Below are 15,512 nucleotides of genomic sequence, written 5' to 3'. Positions count from 1 at the left end.
TTCAAAGACCAAAAGGAAGCCTGGGTAAATATTCGCTCCGGTGCAAGAGGAAAAGGGAGTTAATACTTTGCACTCAAGTGTATTCGAATCATTTATCGGGAAAATCCTGTTCAAATAATAAGAAATAGCGTAAAATTACAAGTAATCTTTAACGGAAGAATGAGGCAGAGGATGCAATGCTTGCCGTTCTGCAGAGAATTAGACAGGTGTTTCTTATATAAAAAAGCCTAACCAGTGCCAAAGTAACCTCTAATGAAGAAAGGTGCTCAAATATGGAAGCAAAAGAATGGTATTTAGAGTACGAAATCCACAAAAACAGACCCGGATTATTAGGTGACATTTCATCCCTTCTAGGTATGCTTTCCATTAATATTGTGACGATTAATGGTGTGGAAGACCGCAGACGGGGAATGCTTATACGCAGCAAAAGCGACGACCAGCTTGAACGGTTTAAAGCGATCTTGGATACTGTGGAAAATATCACAGTCCGTAAATTCAGGGAACCAAGGCTTAGAGACAGACTTGCTGTTATGCATGGCCGGTACATAGAAAGAGATGCAGACGATAAAAAGACGTTTCGATTTGTGCGAAAAGAGCTCGGGCTTCTTGTTGATTTCATGGCTGAACTTTTTAAAAAGGACCGCCATTTTTTAATAGGCATTCGCGGGATGCCCAGAGTGGGGAAGACAGAGTCACTCGTTGCAGCAAGTGTGTGTGCAAATAAAAGGTGGTCGTTTATTTCTTCAACACTTTTGCGGCAGACTGTACGAAGCCAGCTTGCTGATGATGAATTAGATGGCGAGCATGTATATATTATTGATGGGATTGTAACGATGATGCGAGCTTCCGAGAAACACCGCATGCTTGTCGATGAGGTGATGAGGCTTCCTGCTGTCAAGGTGGTTGAACATCCTGACATTTTTGTTAGAGAGTCAGGATATTCTTTAAAAGATTTTGATTGTATCATTGAATTGAGAAATGAAGAAAATGAAGAAATTTCCTATGATATTGTTGATACTGGATTTTCTTCTTTTGATATTAGTTAGTTGGTAGGTGTTAGGTGTGTCACAATTAGGAGAGTTTCTAAAAGAGAAACGAGAAGAACAAGGAATATCTCTTGAAAAAATGCAGGAGATGACAAAGATTCAAAAAAGGTACCTAAAAGCAATTGAAGATGGAGATCATTCTGCTCTTCCAGGGTCATTTTATGCACGTGCTTTTGTAAAAAGCTACGCGGAAGCACTACGGCTCGATCCAGACGAAGTTTTCGAGGAATACGGCAGTGAACTTCCTAAGCCTAAGCAAGAACCAGCTGAAATACCTCCCAGGATGGAAAGAAGAAAGCCCCCTGTAAACCGGAAGAAGAGCAATAAGCTATCCTTTTTGCCTGCTGTCATGGTTTTTGTGTTTGCTACAGTGATCGCCGTAGGGATTTGGGTTGTTGTTCAAGGCTTCGGAGGCGATGATACGACCGAAGGAGAACCGCCGACAGGCGACCCCGGCTTTGAAGTAGATTCCAATGAGGAGGCTATCGGGCCTGCTGAAGAAGAGGAAAACGGTAATGACGAAGAGGAAAACAGTGAAGAGGAAGCCGCTGAGGAAGAAGCGGAGAACGGTAATGAGGAAGCTGTAAATGATGAGGAAGAAGAGGAAAACGGTAATGATGAAGAGGAAAATGGTGAAGAAACTGGTGAAATAGAGCATGTAGATACAGAAAGTTACCGTTCTACTTATACTTTAACAGGAACCGATGAATTACTTGTTGAGATGGAGTTCAGCGGAAACTCATATGTTGACATTAGAGATGAAGATGGCGATATTACTGAAACGATTCACAGCTCCAGCGACGGAGATTCTGAATCCTACGACTTTAGCGGTCAATCTGCTGTTACGGTAAATGTTGGAAATACCTCAGCGGTAACACTCTCTATCAACGGTGAAGAGATTGATTACCCTATCAATGAGGCAAGACAGCATATTATCGTTGAAGTTGAAGAAGAGAACGATGACGAAGAAGAGTAAAAAGTGAGCCTCCAGGGGCTTGCTTTTTTTGTCACCTCATTTACTTTTTGGCGTAGAGATCTTATTGAAATGAGAGAAAGCATTAATTTGTGGACCTTTTGCTTTTCTTGTATAAAACAAGCATAATCTCCCTCTTATACGGGAAGTTATGATACAATAAGTCCAAATGCTTCCTTCGTGTTTCGTACGGTGACAACGTTTCTTCCTCCTTTCCTTTACTTATATAAATTACTGCCAGATAAATAAATCTTTATGAGACAGCAGGGAGGATAATAGTGAATTTACCTAACAAAATTACAATCGGAAGAATTTTTTTAATTCCGCTCTTCATGGTCGTTCTGCTTGTTCCCATGGATTGGGGAGAGGTTTCTATTGCAGGAAGCACTCTTCCTTTCACTCATCTTATCGGAGCGGTCATTTTTGTGGTGGCTGCCGGAACAGACTGGCTCGATGGATACTTTGCGAGAAAATATGAATTAGTTACTAATTTTGGGAAATTTTTAGATCCACTGGCAGATAAACTGTTAGTGACAGCAGCTTTGATCTCACTGGTTGAGCTTCAAATGCTTCCAGCCTGGATGGCTATTGTTATCCTAAGCCGGGAATTTGCTGTGACGGGTGTCAGGTTAGTAGCAGCGGCCGAAGGAGAAGTGATCGCGGCTAGTTCCCTGGGTAAGTGGAAAACGGTATTTCAAATGGTAGCGATCACCGCTCTGCTCATTCATAATGTTCCTTTCGCGGCAGCAGGCATTCCTTTTGCAATGATTACCATGTGGATTGCCGTCATTTTAACTCTTATTTCCGGATGGGACTATCTAGTGAAAAATAAGCATGTAGTATTAAAGTCCATGTAAAACGGACGGATGGTGAAAAAAGAGGTGGAACAATGAATGCAGAAATCATTGCAGTAGGATCAGAACTATTATTAGGGCAGATTGCAAATACAAATGGCCAGTATATATCGAAGGAGCTGGCTTTGTTAGGGATTGATGTCTACCGTCATACGGTGGTGGGCGATAACGCAAGCCGCTTGAGAGAAGCGCTTGCAGAAGCAGAGGAAAGAGCAGATATCGTTATACTCACCGGTGGTTTGGGCCCGACAGATGATGATTTAACAAGAGAAACAGTGGCAGCGCATCTCGGGAAAAAAATTGCAGTTCACAGCCCTTCTTTGGAAAACATTGAAACGTTTTTTGCAAAGTCCAAACGGGCCGTAACGGCTTCTAACCGGAAGCAGGCTCATCATATTGTTGGAAGCAATGTGTTTTTGAACCAAGCAGGCCTGGCTTGCGGGATGGCCTGCTCTAATGAAAGGACTCACTTTTTGCTGCTTCCTGGACCTCCCCGTGAGATGAAAGCGATGTTTCAAGCTTCAGTGAAGCCGTATATTAAGAACCTATACCCAAAAGCAAAGGCTGTACGGTCTCGCGTGCTTCGTTTTTTTGGGATCGGTGAATCTTCACTTGAGGATCAGCTGAAAGATCTTATTGAGACTCAAACAAATCCTACACTTGCCCCTTTAGCTGAAGAAGGAGAAGTAACTCTTCGATTAACCATCAAAGAACAAGACAGAGACCTTGCAATAAAAAGCTTAGATGATTTAGAGTGTAAAGTGAGGCAAAGAGTAGGGGATTATCTATATGGATACGGTGAAGATACATTAATGGGCAAGGCGCTAGAACTTCTTAAGGAGAAGGAGTGGACTGTGGCTGCTGCTGAAAGTTTAACGGGCGGCTTATTCAGCCAGGAGCTTACTTCTTTGCCAGGAGCTTCATCGGTCTTTGCCGGAGGAGTAATAACGTACACGAATGAAGTGAAAGAAAATGTGCTCGGCATTGATTCACTCCTCCTTGAAAGAGATGGTGCAGTAAGTGAGAATTGTGCCAAGAAAATGGCCGAGCAGGTAAAAGAGAAATTTAAAAGCAGTATCGGCATAAGCTTTACCGGAGTGGCTGGTCCTGGTGCTCATGAAGGAAAACTGCCTGGGGATGTGTGGGTAGGCGTAGCTACTCCTGAAGGTTCTTTTGCAAAAAACCTTACATTGAGCGGCTCCAGGAGCACGATCAGGATCCAAACGGTAAAACACGGTGCTCATTTACTATTGAAAGTGTAGAAAAGGTGATGTGAGAATGTCTTATTTTGAAGATTTTACGATTAAAGAGGAAATTAAAAAGGCAATAAAGGATATGGGCTTTGAAGAGCCATCACCCATACAAGAAAAAGCAATCCCGGCCATACTAAAAGGCGATGATGTAATCGGCCAGGCGCAGACAGGTACAGGAAAAACAGCAGCTTTTGGAATTCCGCTATTAGATTCTATTACCAATGAACCACATGTGCAGGCGATGATTCTTACACCTACACGGGAGCTTGCTATTCAAGTTTCAGGAGAGCTTCAGAAGCTATCCAGACATTTAAATGTTAGAACTCTTCCGATTTACGGTGGCCAGTCCATTGGACATCAAATCAAAGCGTTAAAGCAAGGCGTACAAATCGTAATTGGAACGCCCGGCAGACTTCAAGACCATCTGCGACGCAGAACGCTTAAGCTTGATCGTGTTCAAATGGTCGTCCTGGATGAAGCAGATGAAATGCTTGACATGGGATTTGTGGAAGATATTGAAGCAATTTTAAAACAAATTAACGTGGATAGGCAGACACTTCTTTTTTCAGCGACAATGCCAGGACCGATTAAAAAACTATCCAAACGCTACATGGTGGATCCAGTGACTGTATCAATCAATAGAGGAGAAGTTACAGCGCCTTCTATTGACCAGGCTTATTTCAAGGTACTGGAACGAAATAAGCTGGAGTCTTTATGCCGCATTTTAGACAGTCAGGACCCGGAATTGGGCATTATTTTTTCTCGTACAAAAAAAGGTGTGGCTGAGCTCACAGAATCCCTCCAGGCAAGAGGGTACTTGGCAGACGGACTTCATGGCGATTTAACTCAGTCACAGCGGGATGCGGTGATGAAAAAGTTCCGGGATTCTTCCATTGAGTTTCTTGTAGCTACCGATGTAGCCGCCCGGGGGATTGATGTGGAGAACGTCAGCCACGTCATTAACTATGATATTCCTCAGGACCCGGAAAGCTATGTGCACCGAATTGGCCGTACAGGGCGAGCCGGCCGTACAGGACAAGCTTTAACGCTTGTGACGCCAAGAGAGATGAAGCATCTTCGTGCGATTGAAGCAGAAATTAAATCCCAGATTCCCACAAAGGATGTTCCATCTATTGAAGAAGTGGTGGAAAAGCAGCAGGATTCTTGGAAAAAGCAGATAACGGCACAGATGGAAAATCCGGAAGGCATGAGCTTGTTTGATGACTTAGCTGAAGAGCTTATGCACAACTATGAGGCGAAGGACGTTGTCCGAGCCTTAATGAAAATGAACTTTTCTTCTGTTACTGATGAAAGCGACGACGGCTACAACTTTGGTGAAACCGGCGGAGCCAAGGGAATGGTACGTTTCTTTATTAATGTGGGACGCAATGCCAAAATGAGTCCGAAAGTGCTCATTGAAGAGATTTCCGATATTGTCGGTATCCCTGGAAAAGCCGTAGGACGCATTGATATATTTGAAAAATTCACGTTTGTAGAAGTTCCTGAAGAGGTTGCTCCATTTGTATATGAAGCTCTTCGCTATTCAAGAATTAATGGTGCGCGGGTGAATCTGGAACCAGCGAAACCTCGCCCTCCTCGCGAAAAACGTGCTCCTAGAAAACAATAAACGAAAGCGTAGGTGCCCCTTTGAATCCAGTTCTTCAAAAGGGCATCTTTCTTTTTTGAAAAAGAGACTTTCAAAATAAGGATCGGTCTTTTGAGCAATATGCTCACTAACCGTCACTATCTTTTTTTCGAAAAAGCGAATAAATGTTCGTAAAAAGTATTGGCATACATCTCAAAACAATGTATGATGAAGTAGATGAAACAAGTCAAGTATCTATCAGGCTGATAAGCAATGAAAACAAGAAGGCGGACGGGTATTTTTTGCTTTCTTTATTTCTTGTGAGGCCTTTAACTTATAAAGGAGAGATGGCACATGGGCGAACGTAAAGCAGCTCTTGATCAAGCTCTACGTAACATTGAAAAACAATTTGGTAAAGGGTCTATTATGAAACTCGGTGAACAGGCTGAGAGAAGAGTATCAACAATCTCAAGCGGTGCATTGGCTCTTGATATAGCACTTGGGGTGGGAGGATATCCTCGTGGCCGGGTGATTGAAGTATACGGTCCTGAATCCTCTGGTAAAACGACGGTAGCCCTCCATGCTATTGCAGAAGTACAGCGAAAAGGAGGACAAGCGGCTTTTATTGATGCAGAACACGCATTAGATCCGGTATATGCCCAAAAGCTGGGTGTAAACATTGATGATCTTCTATTGTCTCAGCCAGACACAGGAGAGCAGGCGTTAGAAATTGCTGAAGCTCTTGTACGAAGCGGAGCAGTCGATATTCTGGTTGTTGACTCTGTTGCTGCCCTTGTGCCAAAAGCTGAAATTGAAGGTGAAATGGGTGACAGTCATGTAGGCCTGCAAGCAAGACTCATGTCTCAAGCTCTTCGTAAGCTGTCCGGGGCTATCAGCAAATCGAATTCTATTGCTGTATTTATTAACCAAATCCGTGAAAAAGTTGGAGTAATGTTTGGGAGCCCTGAAACAACACCAGGCGGCCGTGCCCTTAAGTTCTACTCTTCTGTACGTTTGGAAGTACGCCGGGCAGAAACATTAAAGCAAGGAAATGACATGGTTGGTAACAAAACAAGAATTAAAGTAGTTAAGAACAAAGTTGCTCCTCCATTTAAGCAGGCAGAAGTTGATATTATGTACGGAGAAGGGATTTCCAGAGAGGGATCTATTCTTGATATCGGTTCTGAGCTTGATATCGTTCAAAAGAGCGGAGCCTGGTATTCTTTTGACGGGGATCGTCTTGGTCAAGGGAGAGAGAATGCAAAGCAGTTTCTGAAAGAAAACCAGGAAATTGCCGGCATTATTGAGGAACGCATCCGAAGCCACTATGAATTAGACGCTAAGCAGGCTGAAGGCGAAGCCGAAAATGAAGATGGTTTGCCATTAGATGTTGAGGAGTAAGAGAAAAGCACTCTTTTAAGAGTGCTTTTTTTTTGAAGAAGAATCGAGCCAAATAAAACAAATAAATCTATATACATAAAAGTAAGCAAAGAAAGTCAAAGATCTAAAAGATCCGACAATTTTTTGAGATTTGGTTCTTCCCCTGTGCTTTACAGGCAGATCTTTGAAAATTATGGACCCGGCAAACGTGAATGCTCTCTTTTCCTTACTGCTTCAGCCTTAGGGAGTCTTGACATGTATATTATTCAAGGATACAATTAACAGGAATGATGTCTACAAGCATCATATTTTACTGAATGTTCGCAGGAATGAGCAAGAAAGTGAGTAATCAGCGTTTAGCAGTGGAACATTCATTGTAAGATTATATCGTTTCATTTTTCACACCAAATAATTATTTAATGATCTGCCGACAATTTTTTGAAAAAGTCGGCCGGCTGAAAGGCCAACAAAGACAAATTGATAGCAAGAGGAGGTGAAAAGACATGGATTTAATCTTTATCATCTCCATTTTGCTAATAGTCGTTGCAGCTTTGAGCGGATTTATCGGTTATTTTATTCGTAGATCCATAGCGGAAGCGAAGATTTCAAGTGCGGAGCAAGCTGCTAAGCAGATCACAGAGGAAGCTGAACGAAATGCCGAGGCAAGCAGAAAAGAAGCTATCCTTGAAGCGAAAGATGAAGCTCATAAGATTCGTGCGGAAGCTGAGCAAGATCTTCGCGAACGAAGAAATGAAATTCAGAAACAAGAAAACCGATTGATGCAAAAAGAAGAAATTCTTGACCGTAAAAGTGAAACATTGGACAAGAAAGAAGAATCGTTGGAAAAGAGAGAAGAAACTCTCGCCGACAAACAACGACAAGTTGAAGAAAAACATAGCAAAGTGGAGGAAATCCTTTCTAAGCAGCAAGCAGAATTAGAACGAGTGTCAGGGTTGTCTCGTGAAGAAGCTCAAGCGATGATTCTTCGGGATGTGAAACAGGAACTTCAGCATGAGACGGCATTAATGATTAAGGATCATACCGAGCGAGCCAAAGAAGAGGCTGATAAGAAAGCAAAAGAAATTCTTTCGCTTGCGATTCAGCGTTGTGCCGCTGATCATATTGCTGAAACCACAGTGTCTGTAGTAAACCTTCCGAATGATGAAATGAAAGGCCGCATTATAGGACGGGAAGGCCGTAATATTCGAGCTTTAGAGACGCTTACTGGAATCGATTTAATTATTGATGATACACCGGAGGCCGTAATTCTATCAGGGTTTGATCCGATTCGACGGGAAATTGCCAGAACTTCTTTAGAAAAGCTGGTACAAGATGGTCGTATCCATCCGGCTCGAATAGAAGAAACGGTTGATAAATCGCGTCGAGAAGTAGATGAACTTATCCGGGAATATGGGGAACAAACTACTTTCGAGATGGGAATCCATGGGCTGCATCCAGATTTAATTAAGATACTTGGACGTTTGAAATATCGTACAAGTTATGGCCAAAATGTACTAAAGCATTCAATGGAGGTAGCTCACCTTACTTCACTAATGGCAGCTGAACTTGGAGAAGATGAACAATTAGCTAAACGTGCAGGTCTTCTTCACGATATCGGGAAAGCCATCGATCATGAAGTAGAAGGAAGCCATGTGGAGATTGGTGTCGAATTGGCCACGAAATACAAGGAGCATCCTGTTGTGATAAACAGTATAGCTTCTCACCATGGGGACACTGAACCAACTTCCGTAATTTCAACGTTAGTGGCTGCGGCTGATGCATTATCAGCTGCTCGTCCAGGAGCAAGAAGAGAAACATTAGAAACGTATATTAAGCGTTTAGAGAAACTCGAAGAAATTGCAGAATCATTTGATGGTGTTGAAAAAACGTATGCGATTCAAGCTGGCCGTGAGGTGCGCATTATGGTTAAACCTGACTTGGTAGACGATGCGGTCGCACATCACTTGGCTAGAGAAATAACTAAGCGAATTGAAGATGAACTCGACTACCCGGGACACATTCGAATCACCGTGATTCGAGAAACGAGGGCCGTTGAATATGCGAAATAAAGTGGCAGCTACTGCCACTTTATTTCTTTTTCTAAAAGATTCGCTTTTTCACGTTTACATAGGGTAAACCATTTGATTAGTATTCTTTAAAGATGGGAATCGTTTTAGTAATAGGAAAATCAGTATACTACTGTTCAGCGATAAAAGGAAAGGAAGTAGAAAACGATGAGATTAATGTTTATAGGAGATGTTGTTGGATCTCCGGGAAGGCAGATGGTAAAAGAATATTTGCCTAAACTAAAAACCAAATATAAGCCCACCCTGACAATAATTAATGGAGAAAATGCAGCAGGAGGGCGGGGAATTACCGAGAAAATATATAAAAGTTTTCTTGACTCGGGAGCCCAGGCAGTCACGATGGGAAACCATACATGGGACAATAAAGAAATTTTTGAGTTTATCGAAGACGCTCCTCATTTGGTTAGGCCGGCTAACTACCCTGAGGGAACACCAGGAAAAGGGTATACTTATGTAAGAATTAATGAGATTGAATTTGCTATTATCAATTTAATGGGGCGAACGTTTTTGCCGCCGAATGATTGCCCATTTCGCAAAGCAGATGAATTGATTGAAGAAGTGAGCAAAAGAACTCCATTTATCTTTGTGGATTTTCACGCAGAAGCGACAAGTGAAAAGCAAGCGATGGGATGGTATCTTGACGGTCGCGTTACAGCAGTTGCCGGCACCCATACTCATATTCAGACCGCAGATGAACGCATCCTTCCAAATCAGACAGCCTACATTACCGATGCTGGGATGACTGGCCCGTATGATGGGGTGCTTGGGATGGATCGGGAAGCAGTGTTGAAAAAATTTCTTACAAATCTTCCTGTAAGGTTTGAAGTCACCAATGGCAGGGAACAGTTAAATGGAATTCTTGTGGATGTACATCCAAAAACAGGAAGAGCTAACAAAATACAAAGAATTCAAATTAGTGAAGATAAGCCGTTTTTTGAGTGAAGTTCCTTTTTTGAGACAAGAGGTCTCAGGGCCGCTACTCTTTCATTTTACATTCGTACCAGAAAATTTTGAAAACATTTACCTTTGAAAGAAGGAATATAGGCTCTTATCAGGAATATAGTATGGGAGTGGCATTATCCCACAAAAGGAGGTACTAAAGATGGAAGTATTAAAAGTATCAGCTAAATCTACCCCTAATTCTGTAGCCGGTGCCCTGGCAGGTGTCATCCGGGAAAGAGGAGCAGCAGAAATACAAGCAATTGGCGCTGGAGCCCTCAATCAATCTATTAAAGCTGTGGCCATCGCTCGAGGATTTGTAGCACCAAGCGGCATTGATCTCGTATGTATCCCTGCATTTACTGATATTACAATTGAGGGTGAAGAGCGAACGGCAATAAAATTAATTGTGGAGCCAAGGTAACAGATCGTTCATCCTAGGCGGGAAAGGAAAAGCATCACCACTAGCAGGTGATGCTTTTCCTTTTTCTATTTATTTTACTTCGACAATTAAATCTGTTTCTACAGCAGCAAGACCAGGGAGTGAACTAACACCAACTGCACAACGAGCATGTTGACCCCTTTCCCCAAATAATTCAATTAATAAATCAGAAGCTCCATTAATTACAAGAGGAACGTCTTGATAATCATCTCTGCAATTTACATATCCTACTAGTTTTATGACGCTCTTAATTTGTTCTAAGCTGCCAACCATCGATTTAATGACTGCTAAATGGTTCAATGTACACAGTCTGGCAGCGTAGTATGCATCCTCAGTAGATACATCCTCCCCCACTTTTCCTTTATATTCAATCTGACCGTTAGTTTTACACGTTATTCCGCTTAAATATATACACTTACCATGTTGTTTGGCAGGTAAATAATTTCCTGATCTTTTAGGAAACGGGGGTAGTGTCAAGCCCATGCTTTTTAGATCATTTTCAATCGTGTCCGTTTCTTTCATAGGATATCCTCCTTTATTGTTTGGAGCAGCGTTCCAGTAATGAGAAAGATGTAGAAATATCAATCTAATTTTTATAATAAGAAAAGCACCTGAGCTTTTTCAATTGAAAAAGTGGTGCTTTATCTTATTTAAACTATAAATTAGTATCGTCATGATTAAGAGGGAATTGTTATTTCATTTGTAGTATTTTTTACTAACCGTGCACTTTCAGAATCTGGACCAGCGATTTCTCCTAATTCTTCATGTGCATCTTCGATTTTCTCGTAGGCTTCAAAGAATTTAAGAGGAATATGGTTTGTATAGGTTTTACCATCTTTTTCCTCTCGTAAGGTTACTTTGATATCATCTTTAATTACTTTCGCAATAGAGTAGGTCGCCTTTAACTGTTTAAAAAAATAATATTCATAGGTTTCCACAATTTCTAAGCCCTCATTTTGCACATCTGTTTGATAGTCCGCTTTATTCGTTAAGATAATATAACTCATGTTTTCTCCTCCTTAAGTAAAGTAGAGTGTTCCTTTACGCCGACGACAAAATTGGTAAAGTTCACCCCCCTGATCATGGGATATTGTATACCATAAATAGTAAAGGAAACAAGCAAATAAAACAAGAGAAAAAAATAAAAAAATATAATTATTAAAAATTTTCACACAATATGTTGATTTAACAACCAAACTACCTTTATAATGTTGTTTATATTCCAAATATTGAGGGGTGTATAGTATGCCAACAGTAAAATTGCATCAAAACAATGAAGTTTACGAGCAAGAAGTAGAAAAAAATAGTAATTTAGTAGTTTTGGCAGGTATTAAACAGTTTCCAGCCTTAAAATATGGCTGTGGAATGGGGAAATGTACGAAATGCACATCTAAAATTATAAGTGGACAGGAAAACTTGGCCCCGCCAAACTGGAAGGAAAAAAAGATGCTAGGGGATAAGCTCGATGAAGGGTATCGTTTAACATGTCAATTGACGATCCAGGGAGACATAGAATTAGCCCAATAGCGTCTGGAATTTTGGTATACAATATTCAAAAAAGAGGTAAAAATTACCACCTATAGAAAAAGAATCGTATATTATCTGTCAAACCTATCATCAAAACCACTCGTTTCATTTATAGTTAATGGTATACCAAATACTTTATAGGGAGGAGGGAAAGACATGAAGAAATATAATTTAACCGAGATGACATGGGAAGAAGTCGATGAGGCACTGCCTGCAACAAAGATTGCTATTATTCCAGTAGGAGCTCATGAACAGCATGGACCCCACATGGCAGAAAGCTGTGATGCCGTTCTGGCAACGGAAATGGCCGATTTATTAGCACAGAGACTGTCTCCAATGGCCCTGGTAACCCCAACAATAAATATGGGGGTTTCTCCTCATCACTTACATTTTCCAGGGACGATCTCTCTTCAGCCTGATACTCTTATTGCAATGATTAGAGACATAATTGAGTCATTGCGCGGGCATGGCATTAGAAATTTCCTTTTGCTTAATGCCCATGGGGGAAACCAGTCAACTCTCAGTGTGGCAAGCATGAAGCTTTCAAAAGAGTTGGACGTTGCGGTTTATTTTGCAAAAACTACGAGCTCAGCCAAAACAGCGATGGATACGAATATAGAATCTGTTCTGTTTGGCCACAGTTGTGAAAGGGAAGTGTCTGAAGCTCTTTATCTTGCTCCTCATATAGTACGCCGTGAGCGTCTCGAAAAAGGAGACATTCATTCTGGGAATTGGGAATTGCTGCGGCCTGGCAAACCTGTGCAAGGGTTTTACTACTATGAAGAGATGACGAAAAATGGCTGTATAGGTGATGCTCGCAAAGCAAGCGAGGAAATAGGAAGAGAAATTGTAGAAGAAGCATTAGAAAACCTGTCTGCATCCATCTCAAAGCTGCTTGAAACCTCTGACAATGTTCATGAAGTGTAAATGTGCAAAAGTGCCTGGCTGAGTTAAAAAAGTGGGGGAGATAAGATGAATACTGCCCTATTAACGGAGGGGAAATAATGGAAAGTGTGACACTGACAAGCTCCCATTGGATTTACTTAACGGTGATTTTCACAATATTCGCTTTTATGATCTTCAGGCGTGATGTGGTCCTGCCCTCAATCATTGGACTTTTTGTCTTAGGATGGATGTTTAACTCTGAAGCAGGATTCATTGACGGAGCAATCGGTTCTGGACAAATCGTCTTTCAGGCATTTTTAAATGCCGGGGTAGAACTATTTGATATTATGCTTGTTATCGCACTGATGGTTGCAATGTTAAAATCATTGCAGTCTCAAGGGGCTGATGTACTCATGATCGCTCCTATGAAAAAGTTAATGGTGAACACGACAACAGCATTTTTTGTCTTAGGAATTACGATGTACCTGGCGGCTACTTTTTTCTGGCCTACACCTGCTGTAGCTCTTGTAGGTACAGTTCTTATTCCAGTTGCTATGAAAATGGGCCTTCCAGCTATGGGAGCTGCAGTATCCATTAACTTGTTTGGACATGGGATGGCTCTTTCAGGTGATGTGGTTATTCAAGGGGCCACAAGGTTAACCTCTGCATCAGCAGGAATTGATTCAGCGATTCTCCTGCCTTATACGTTTATGTTTTCTTTGATAGTCGGATTTGTAGCCATCGGAATTTCTTATTATACGATTAGAAGAGATATGAAAAAAGGAAAACTGAAGGCTGAAAAGCCTCCAATCGACATTGGGAATGAAAAAAAGAAAGCGCTTCCAGATGATAAAGCATCTAAAGAAATTGCTGCAACGGTTGAAACTGGATCGCCACAGGGCAAGTATTCAAGATTTTTAGCTGTATTAGTTCCTGCTTCATTGATTGCTATCGTTGCATTAATGGTTTACCGGAGTGTTTTTGACCCGGATAATGCCATACAAGGCGGAGATGCAACATCGTTATTAGGAGGTACAGCTGTTGTATTGTTAATCATATCAACGTTGTGCAGCCAGGGAACAAAAGCGATTGAAGGGATTGTCAGTTATATAAGAGAAGGTTTCTTCTTTGCCATTAAGATCTTTGCTCCGGTTATCCCTATTGCTGCTTTTTTCTTGATTGGACACCCGGATCACGCAGAAACAGTGTTAGGTGAAGGAGCTCCCGGATATTTATTTGACTTAGGGAATTCCATGGCGCAATACATTGATGGAAACACGATCACCTTAACATTCGGTATTGTAATCATTGCCATATTAACAGGGATGGATGGTTCCGGTTTTTCAGGGCTGCCCCTTGTTGGCGCACTTTCTTCGGGACTTGGAAGCGGGGCTGGTGTGGATATCGCTGTATTAGCAGGCCTTGGACAAGTAGCTGCTATTTTTGCCGGCGGCGGTACGTTAGCTGCATGGGCGTTTGGAGTAGCAGCAGATGCCGGTATTGCCGGGGTAAAACCGATTGATTTAGTACGCAGAAACTTTATTCCTGTGATGACAGGCTTGTTTGTTGCCTGTATTGTGGCAATTATGTTCTTCTTATAACTGAAGAAAAAAAATATTTAGAAAATTTCTTCAAAGTTATTGACAGAAGACATGGTTGTCCATTACGATAAAACTATCATTTGGTATACCAAATACAAAATACTAACATCGTTTGGTCGTACCTTTTTAGAAAAATCAATTTCTTTTACTTTTAAAGGAGGCTATTAAAATGGCAGAACTATTATCAAGAGAAGAATTTCGTAAAGAGTTAGAGGAAGCAATTAAAGGAAATCATAGTGAGGCTGCTCCATTTACAATTGCATGGGCTAATGGAGATCTTAAAAGAGAACATTTCGCACGCTGGGCTGAGAACCACTACCATTATGTGGGACCATTCGCTGACTATCTAGCATATATGTATCACAACACACCAGAACAATACTCTGATGCGAAAGACTTTATTCTCCAAAACATGTATGAAGAAGAAATTGCTGGTGACAGACATACAGATTTGCTTATCCGTTTTGCTGAAACATGTGGAACCACTCGTGAAAGAGTAGAAGATCCTAAAAATATGGTTGCTACTACTCTAGGTCTTCAAAGCTGGTGCTACACAGTAGCTCAACGTGAAAACTTTGTCGTAGCTACAGCTGCACTTGTTGTAGGATTGGAATCACAGGTGCCTGCTATTTATCGTAAACAAACTCCAGTATTACGTGAAAAATACGGATTTACAGATGAAGAAATTGAATTCTTTGATCTGCACATTGTCTCTGATGAAATTCACGGAGAAAGAGGGTACAAGATCGTTCTAGAATATGCAGATACTCCTGAGCTGCAGCAACGATGCCTTGAAATTGTCCGCACAGGGGCCAAAATGAGAAGAATGTACATGGATGGTTTATGGGATGCCTACTTAAAAGAAGACTTGGGTGAAGCAGTTAAGTCCTAATTCCGAACATTTTGTCCATTTAAACAAAATCGGCAGTTTCCAACTGGA

General features: G+C 41.4%; 15 protein-coding genes. 13 read left to right on the top strand and 2 right to left on the bottom strand.

All coding sequences use genetic code 11. The annotated features are described in order from the left end of the window. The first annotated feature begins 272 nt into the window (after positions 1-272). The 9 genes from ACFPU1_RS04710 to ACFPU1_RS04670 all read left to right on the top strand — a co-directional run bounded on the left by ACFPU1_RS04710 (position 273) and on the right by ACFPU1_RS04670 (position 10,541). Positions 273-1,046, top strand: coding sequence for a DUF3388 domain-containing protein (locus ACFPU1_RS04710; protein ID WP_100399297.1), 774 nt, complete (start codon positions 273-275; stop codon positions 1,044-1,046). 16 nt (positions 1,047-1,062) lie between these two features. After that, a complete protein-coding gene (locus ACFPU1_RS04705; protein WP_385939123.1) occupies positions 1,063-2,022 on the top strand; it encodes a helix-turn-helix domain-containing protein in 960 nt (319 codons plus the stop codon). 275 nt (positions 2,023-2,297) lie between these two features. Continuing rightward, on the top strand, positions 2,298-2,876 hold the full coding sequence (pgsA, locus tag ACFPU1_RS04700; protein WP_385939121.1) for a CDP-diacylglycerol--glycerol-3-phosphate 3-phosphatidyltransferase: 579 nt from the start codon (positions 2,298-2,300) through the stop codon (positions 2,874-2,876). Positions 2,877-2,908: 32 nt separating this feature from the next. After that, positions 2,909-4,135: a competence/damage-inducible protein A gene (locus ACFPU1_RS04695; RefSeq protein ID WP_385939119.1), complete on the top strand. Its 1,227-nt coding sequence runs from the start codon at positions 2,909-2,911 to the stop codon at positions 4,133-4,135. 16 nt (positions 4,136-4,151) lie between these two features. Continuing rightward, entirely contained in the window at positions 4,152-5,753 is a 1,602-nt protein-coding gene (locus ACFPU1_RS04690; RefSeq protein WP_385939117.1) for a DEAD/DEAH box helicase, read from the top strand. A 312-nt stretch (positions 5,754-6,065) separates the two neighbouring features. Continuing rightward, positions 6,066-7,112, top strand: coding sequence for a recombinase RecA (gene recA / locus ACFPU1_RS04685; RefSeq protein WP_054635350.1), 1,047 nt, complete (start codon positions 6,066-6,068; stop codon positions 7,110-7,112). A gap of 482 nt (positions 7,113-7,594) precedes the next feature. Then, a complete protein-coding gene (gene rny / locus ACFPU1_RS04680) occupies positions 7,595-9,160 on the top strand; it encodes a ribonuclease Y (protein WP_054635351.1) in 1,566 nt (521 codons plus the stop codon). Positions 9,161-9,325: 165 nt separating this feature from the next. Beyond that, positions 9,326-10,120 carry a TIGR00282 family metallophosphoesterase gene (locus ACFPU1_RS04675; RefSeq protein ID WP_385939114.1) on the top strand — a complete coding sequence of 265 codons (795 nt, stop codon included), beginning with the start codon at positions 9,326-9,328 and terminating at the stop codon, positions 10,118-10,120. Between the two features lie 160 nt (positions 10,121-10,280). Next, a complete protein-coding gene (locus tag ACFPU1_RS04670) occupies positions 10,281-10,541 on the top strand; it encodes a stage V sporulation protein S (protein WP_100399289.1) in 261 nt (86 codons plus the stop codon). A 69-nt stretch (positions 10,542-10,610) separates the two neighbouring features. Here ACFPU1_RS04670 and ACFPU1_RS04665 read toward each other — a convergent pair whose 3' ends face one another. After that, a complete protein-coding gene (locus ACFPU1_RS04665) occupies positions 10,611-11,081 on the bottom strand; it encodes a RidA family protein (RefSeq protein WP_385939112.1) in 471 nt (156 codons plus the stop codon). A 155-nt stretch (positions 11,082-11,236) separates the two neighbouring features. Further along, positions 11,237-11,566 carry a hypothetical protein gene (locus ACFPU1_RS04660; RefSeq protein WP_054635354.1) on the bottom strand — a complete coding sequence of 110 codons (330 nt, stop codon included), beginning with the start codon at positions 11,564-11,566 and terminating at the stop codon, positions 11,237-11,239. Positions 11,567-11,804: 238 nt separating this feature from the next. Between ACFPU1_RS04660 and ACFPU1_RS04655 the strand changes: the two genes are divergently transcribed. The 4 genes from ACFPU1_RS04655 (at position 11,805) to ACFPU1_RS04640 (ending at position 15,464) form a co-directional block, all read left to right on the top strand. After that, positions 11,805-12,086: a 2Fe-2S iron-sulfur cluster-binding protein gene (locus tag ACFPU1_RS04655; protein WP_054635355.1), complete on the top strand. Its 282-nt coding sequence runs from the start codon at positions 11,805-11,807 to the stop codon at positions 12,084-12,086. 156 nt (positions 12,087-12,242) lie between these two features. Then, a complete protein-coding gene (locus ACFPU1_RS04650) occupies positions 12,243-13,013 on the top strand; it encodes a creatininase family protein (protein WP_054635356.1) in 771 nt (256 codons plus the stop codon). Positions 13,014-13,090: 77 nt separating this feature from the next. Further along, on the top strand, positions 13,091-14,572 hold the full coding sequence (locus ACFPU1_RS04645; RefSeq protein WP_385939109.1) for a hypothetical protein: 1,482 nt from the start codon (positions 13,091-13,093) through the stop codon (positions 14,570-14,572). A 169-nt stretch (positions 14,573-14,741) separates the two neighbouring features. Then, positions 14,742-15,464: a TenA family transcriptional regulator gene (locus ACFPU1_RS04640; protein ID WP_054635358.1), complete on the top strand. Its 723-nt coding sequence runs from the start codon at positions 14,742-14,744 to the stop codon at positions 15,462-15,464. Positions 15,465-15,512: the final 48 nt, after the last annotated feature.

The organism is Thalassorhabdus alkalitolerans, assembly GCF_042656525.1.
GTDB classification, from domain to species: Bacteria; Bacillota; Bacilli; order Bacillales; family Marinococcaceae; genus Thalassorhabdus; species Thalassorhabdus alkalitolerans.
The sequence above is the reverse complement of the archived record's forward strand: the minus strand, read 5'-3'. Positions and strand labels throughout refer to the sequence as shown.

What these genes read in the sequence shown, in the direction of transcription:
- ACFPU1_RS04710 (WP_100399297.1), top strand. Translation starts at nt 273, where the DNA reads ATGGAAGCAAAAGAATGGTATTTAGAGTACGAAATCCACAAAAACAGA.
- ACFPU1_RS04695 (WP_385939119.1), top strand. Translation starts at nt 2,909, where the DNA reads ATGAATGCAGAAATCATTGCAGTAGGATCAGAACTATTATTAGGGCAG.
- ACFPU1_RS04690 (WP_385939117.1), top strand. Translation starts at nt 4,152, where the DNA reads ATGTCTTATTTTGAAGATTTTACGATTAAAGAGGAAATTAAAAAGGCA.
- recA (WP_054635350.1), top strand. Translation starts at nt 6,066, where the DNA reads ATGGGCGAACGTAAAGCAGCTCTTGATCAAGCTCTACGTAACATTGAA.
- rny (WP_054635351.1), top strand. Translation starts at nt 7,595, where the DNA reads ATGGATTTAATCTTTATCATCTCCATTTTGCTAATAGTCGTTGCAGCT.
- ACFPU1_RS04675 (WP_385939114.1), top strand. Translation starts at nt 9,326, where the DNA reads ATGAGATTAATGTTTATAGGAGATGTTGTTGGATCTCCGGGAAGGCAG.
- ACFPU1_RS04670 (WP_100399289.1), top strand. Translation starts at nt 10,281, where the DNA reads ATGGAAGTATTAAAAGTATCAGCTAAATCTACCCCTAATTCTGTAGCC.
- ACFPU1_RS04665 (WP_385939112.1), bottom strand. Translation starts at nt 11,081, where the DNA reads ATGAAAGAAACGGACACGATTGAAAATGATCTAAAAAGCATGGGCTTG.
- ACFPU1_RS04660 (WP_054635354.1), bottom strand. Translation starts at nt 11,566, where the DNA reads ATGAGTTATATTATCTTAACGAATAAAGCGGACTATCAAACAGATGTG.
- ACFPU1_RS04655 (WP_054635355.1), top strand. Translation starts at nt 11,805, where the DNA reads ATGCCAACAGTAAAATTGCATCAAAACAATGAAGTTTACGAGCAAGAA.
- ACFPU1_RS04650 (WP_054635356.1), top strand. Translation starts at nt 12,243, where the DNA reads ATGAAGAAATATAATTTAACCGAGATGACATGGGAAGAAGTCGATGAG.
- ACFPU1_RS04645 (WP_385939109.1), top strand. Translation starts at nt 13,091, where the DNA reads ATGGAAAGTGTGACACTGACAAGCTCCCATTGGATTTACTTAACGGTG.
- ACFPU1_RS04640 (WP_054635358.1), top strand. Translation starts at nt 14,742, where the DNA reads ATGGCAGAACTATTATCAAGAGAAGAATTTCGTAAAGAGTTAGAGGAA.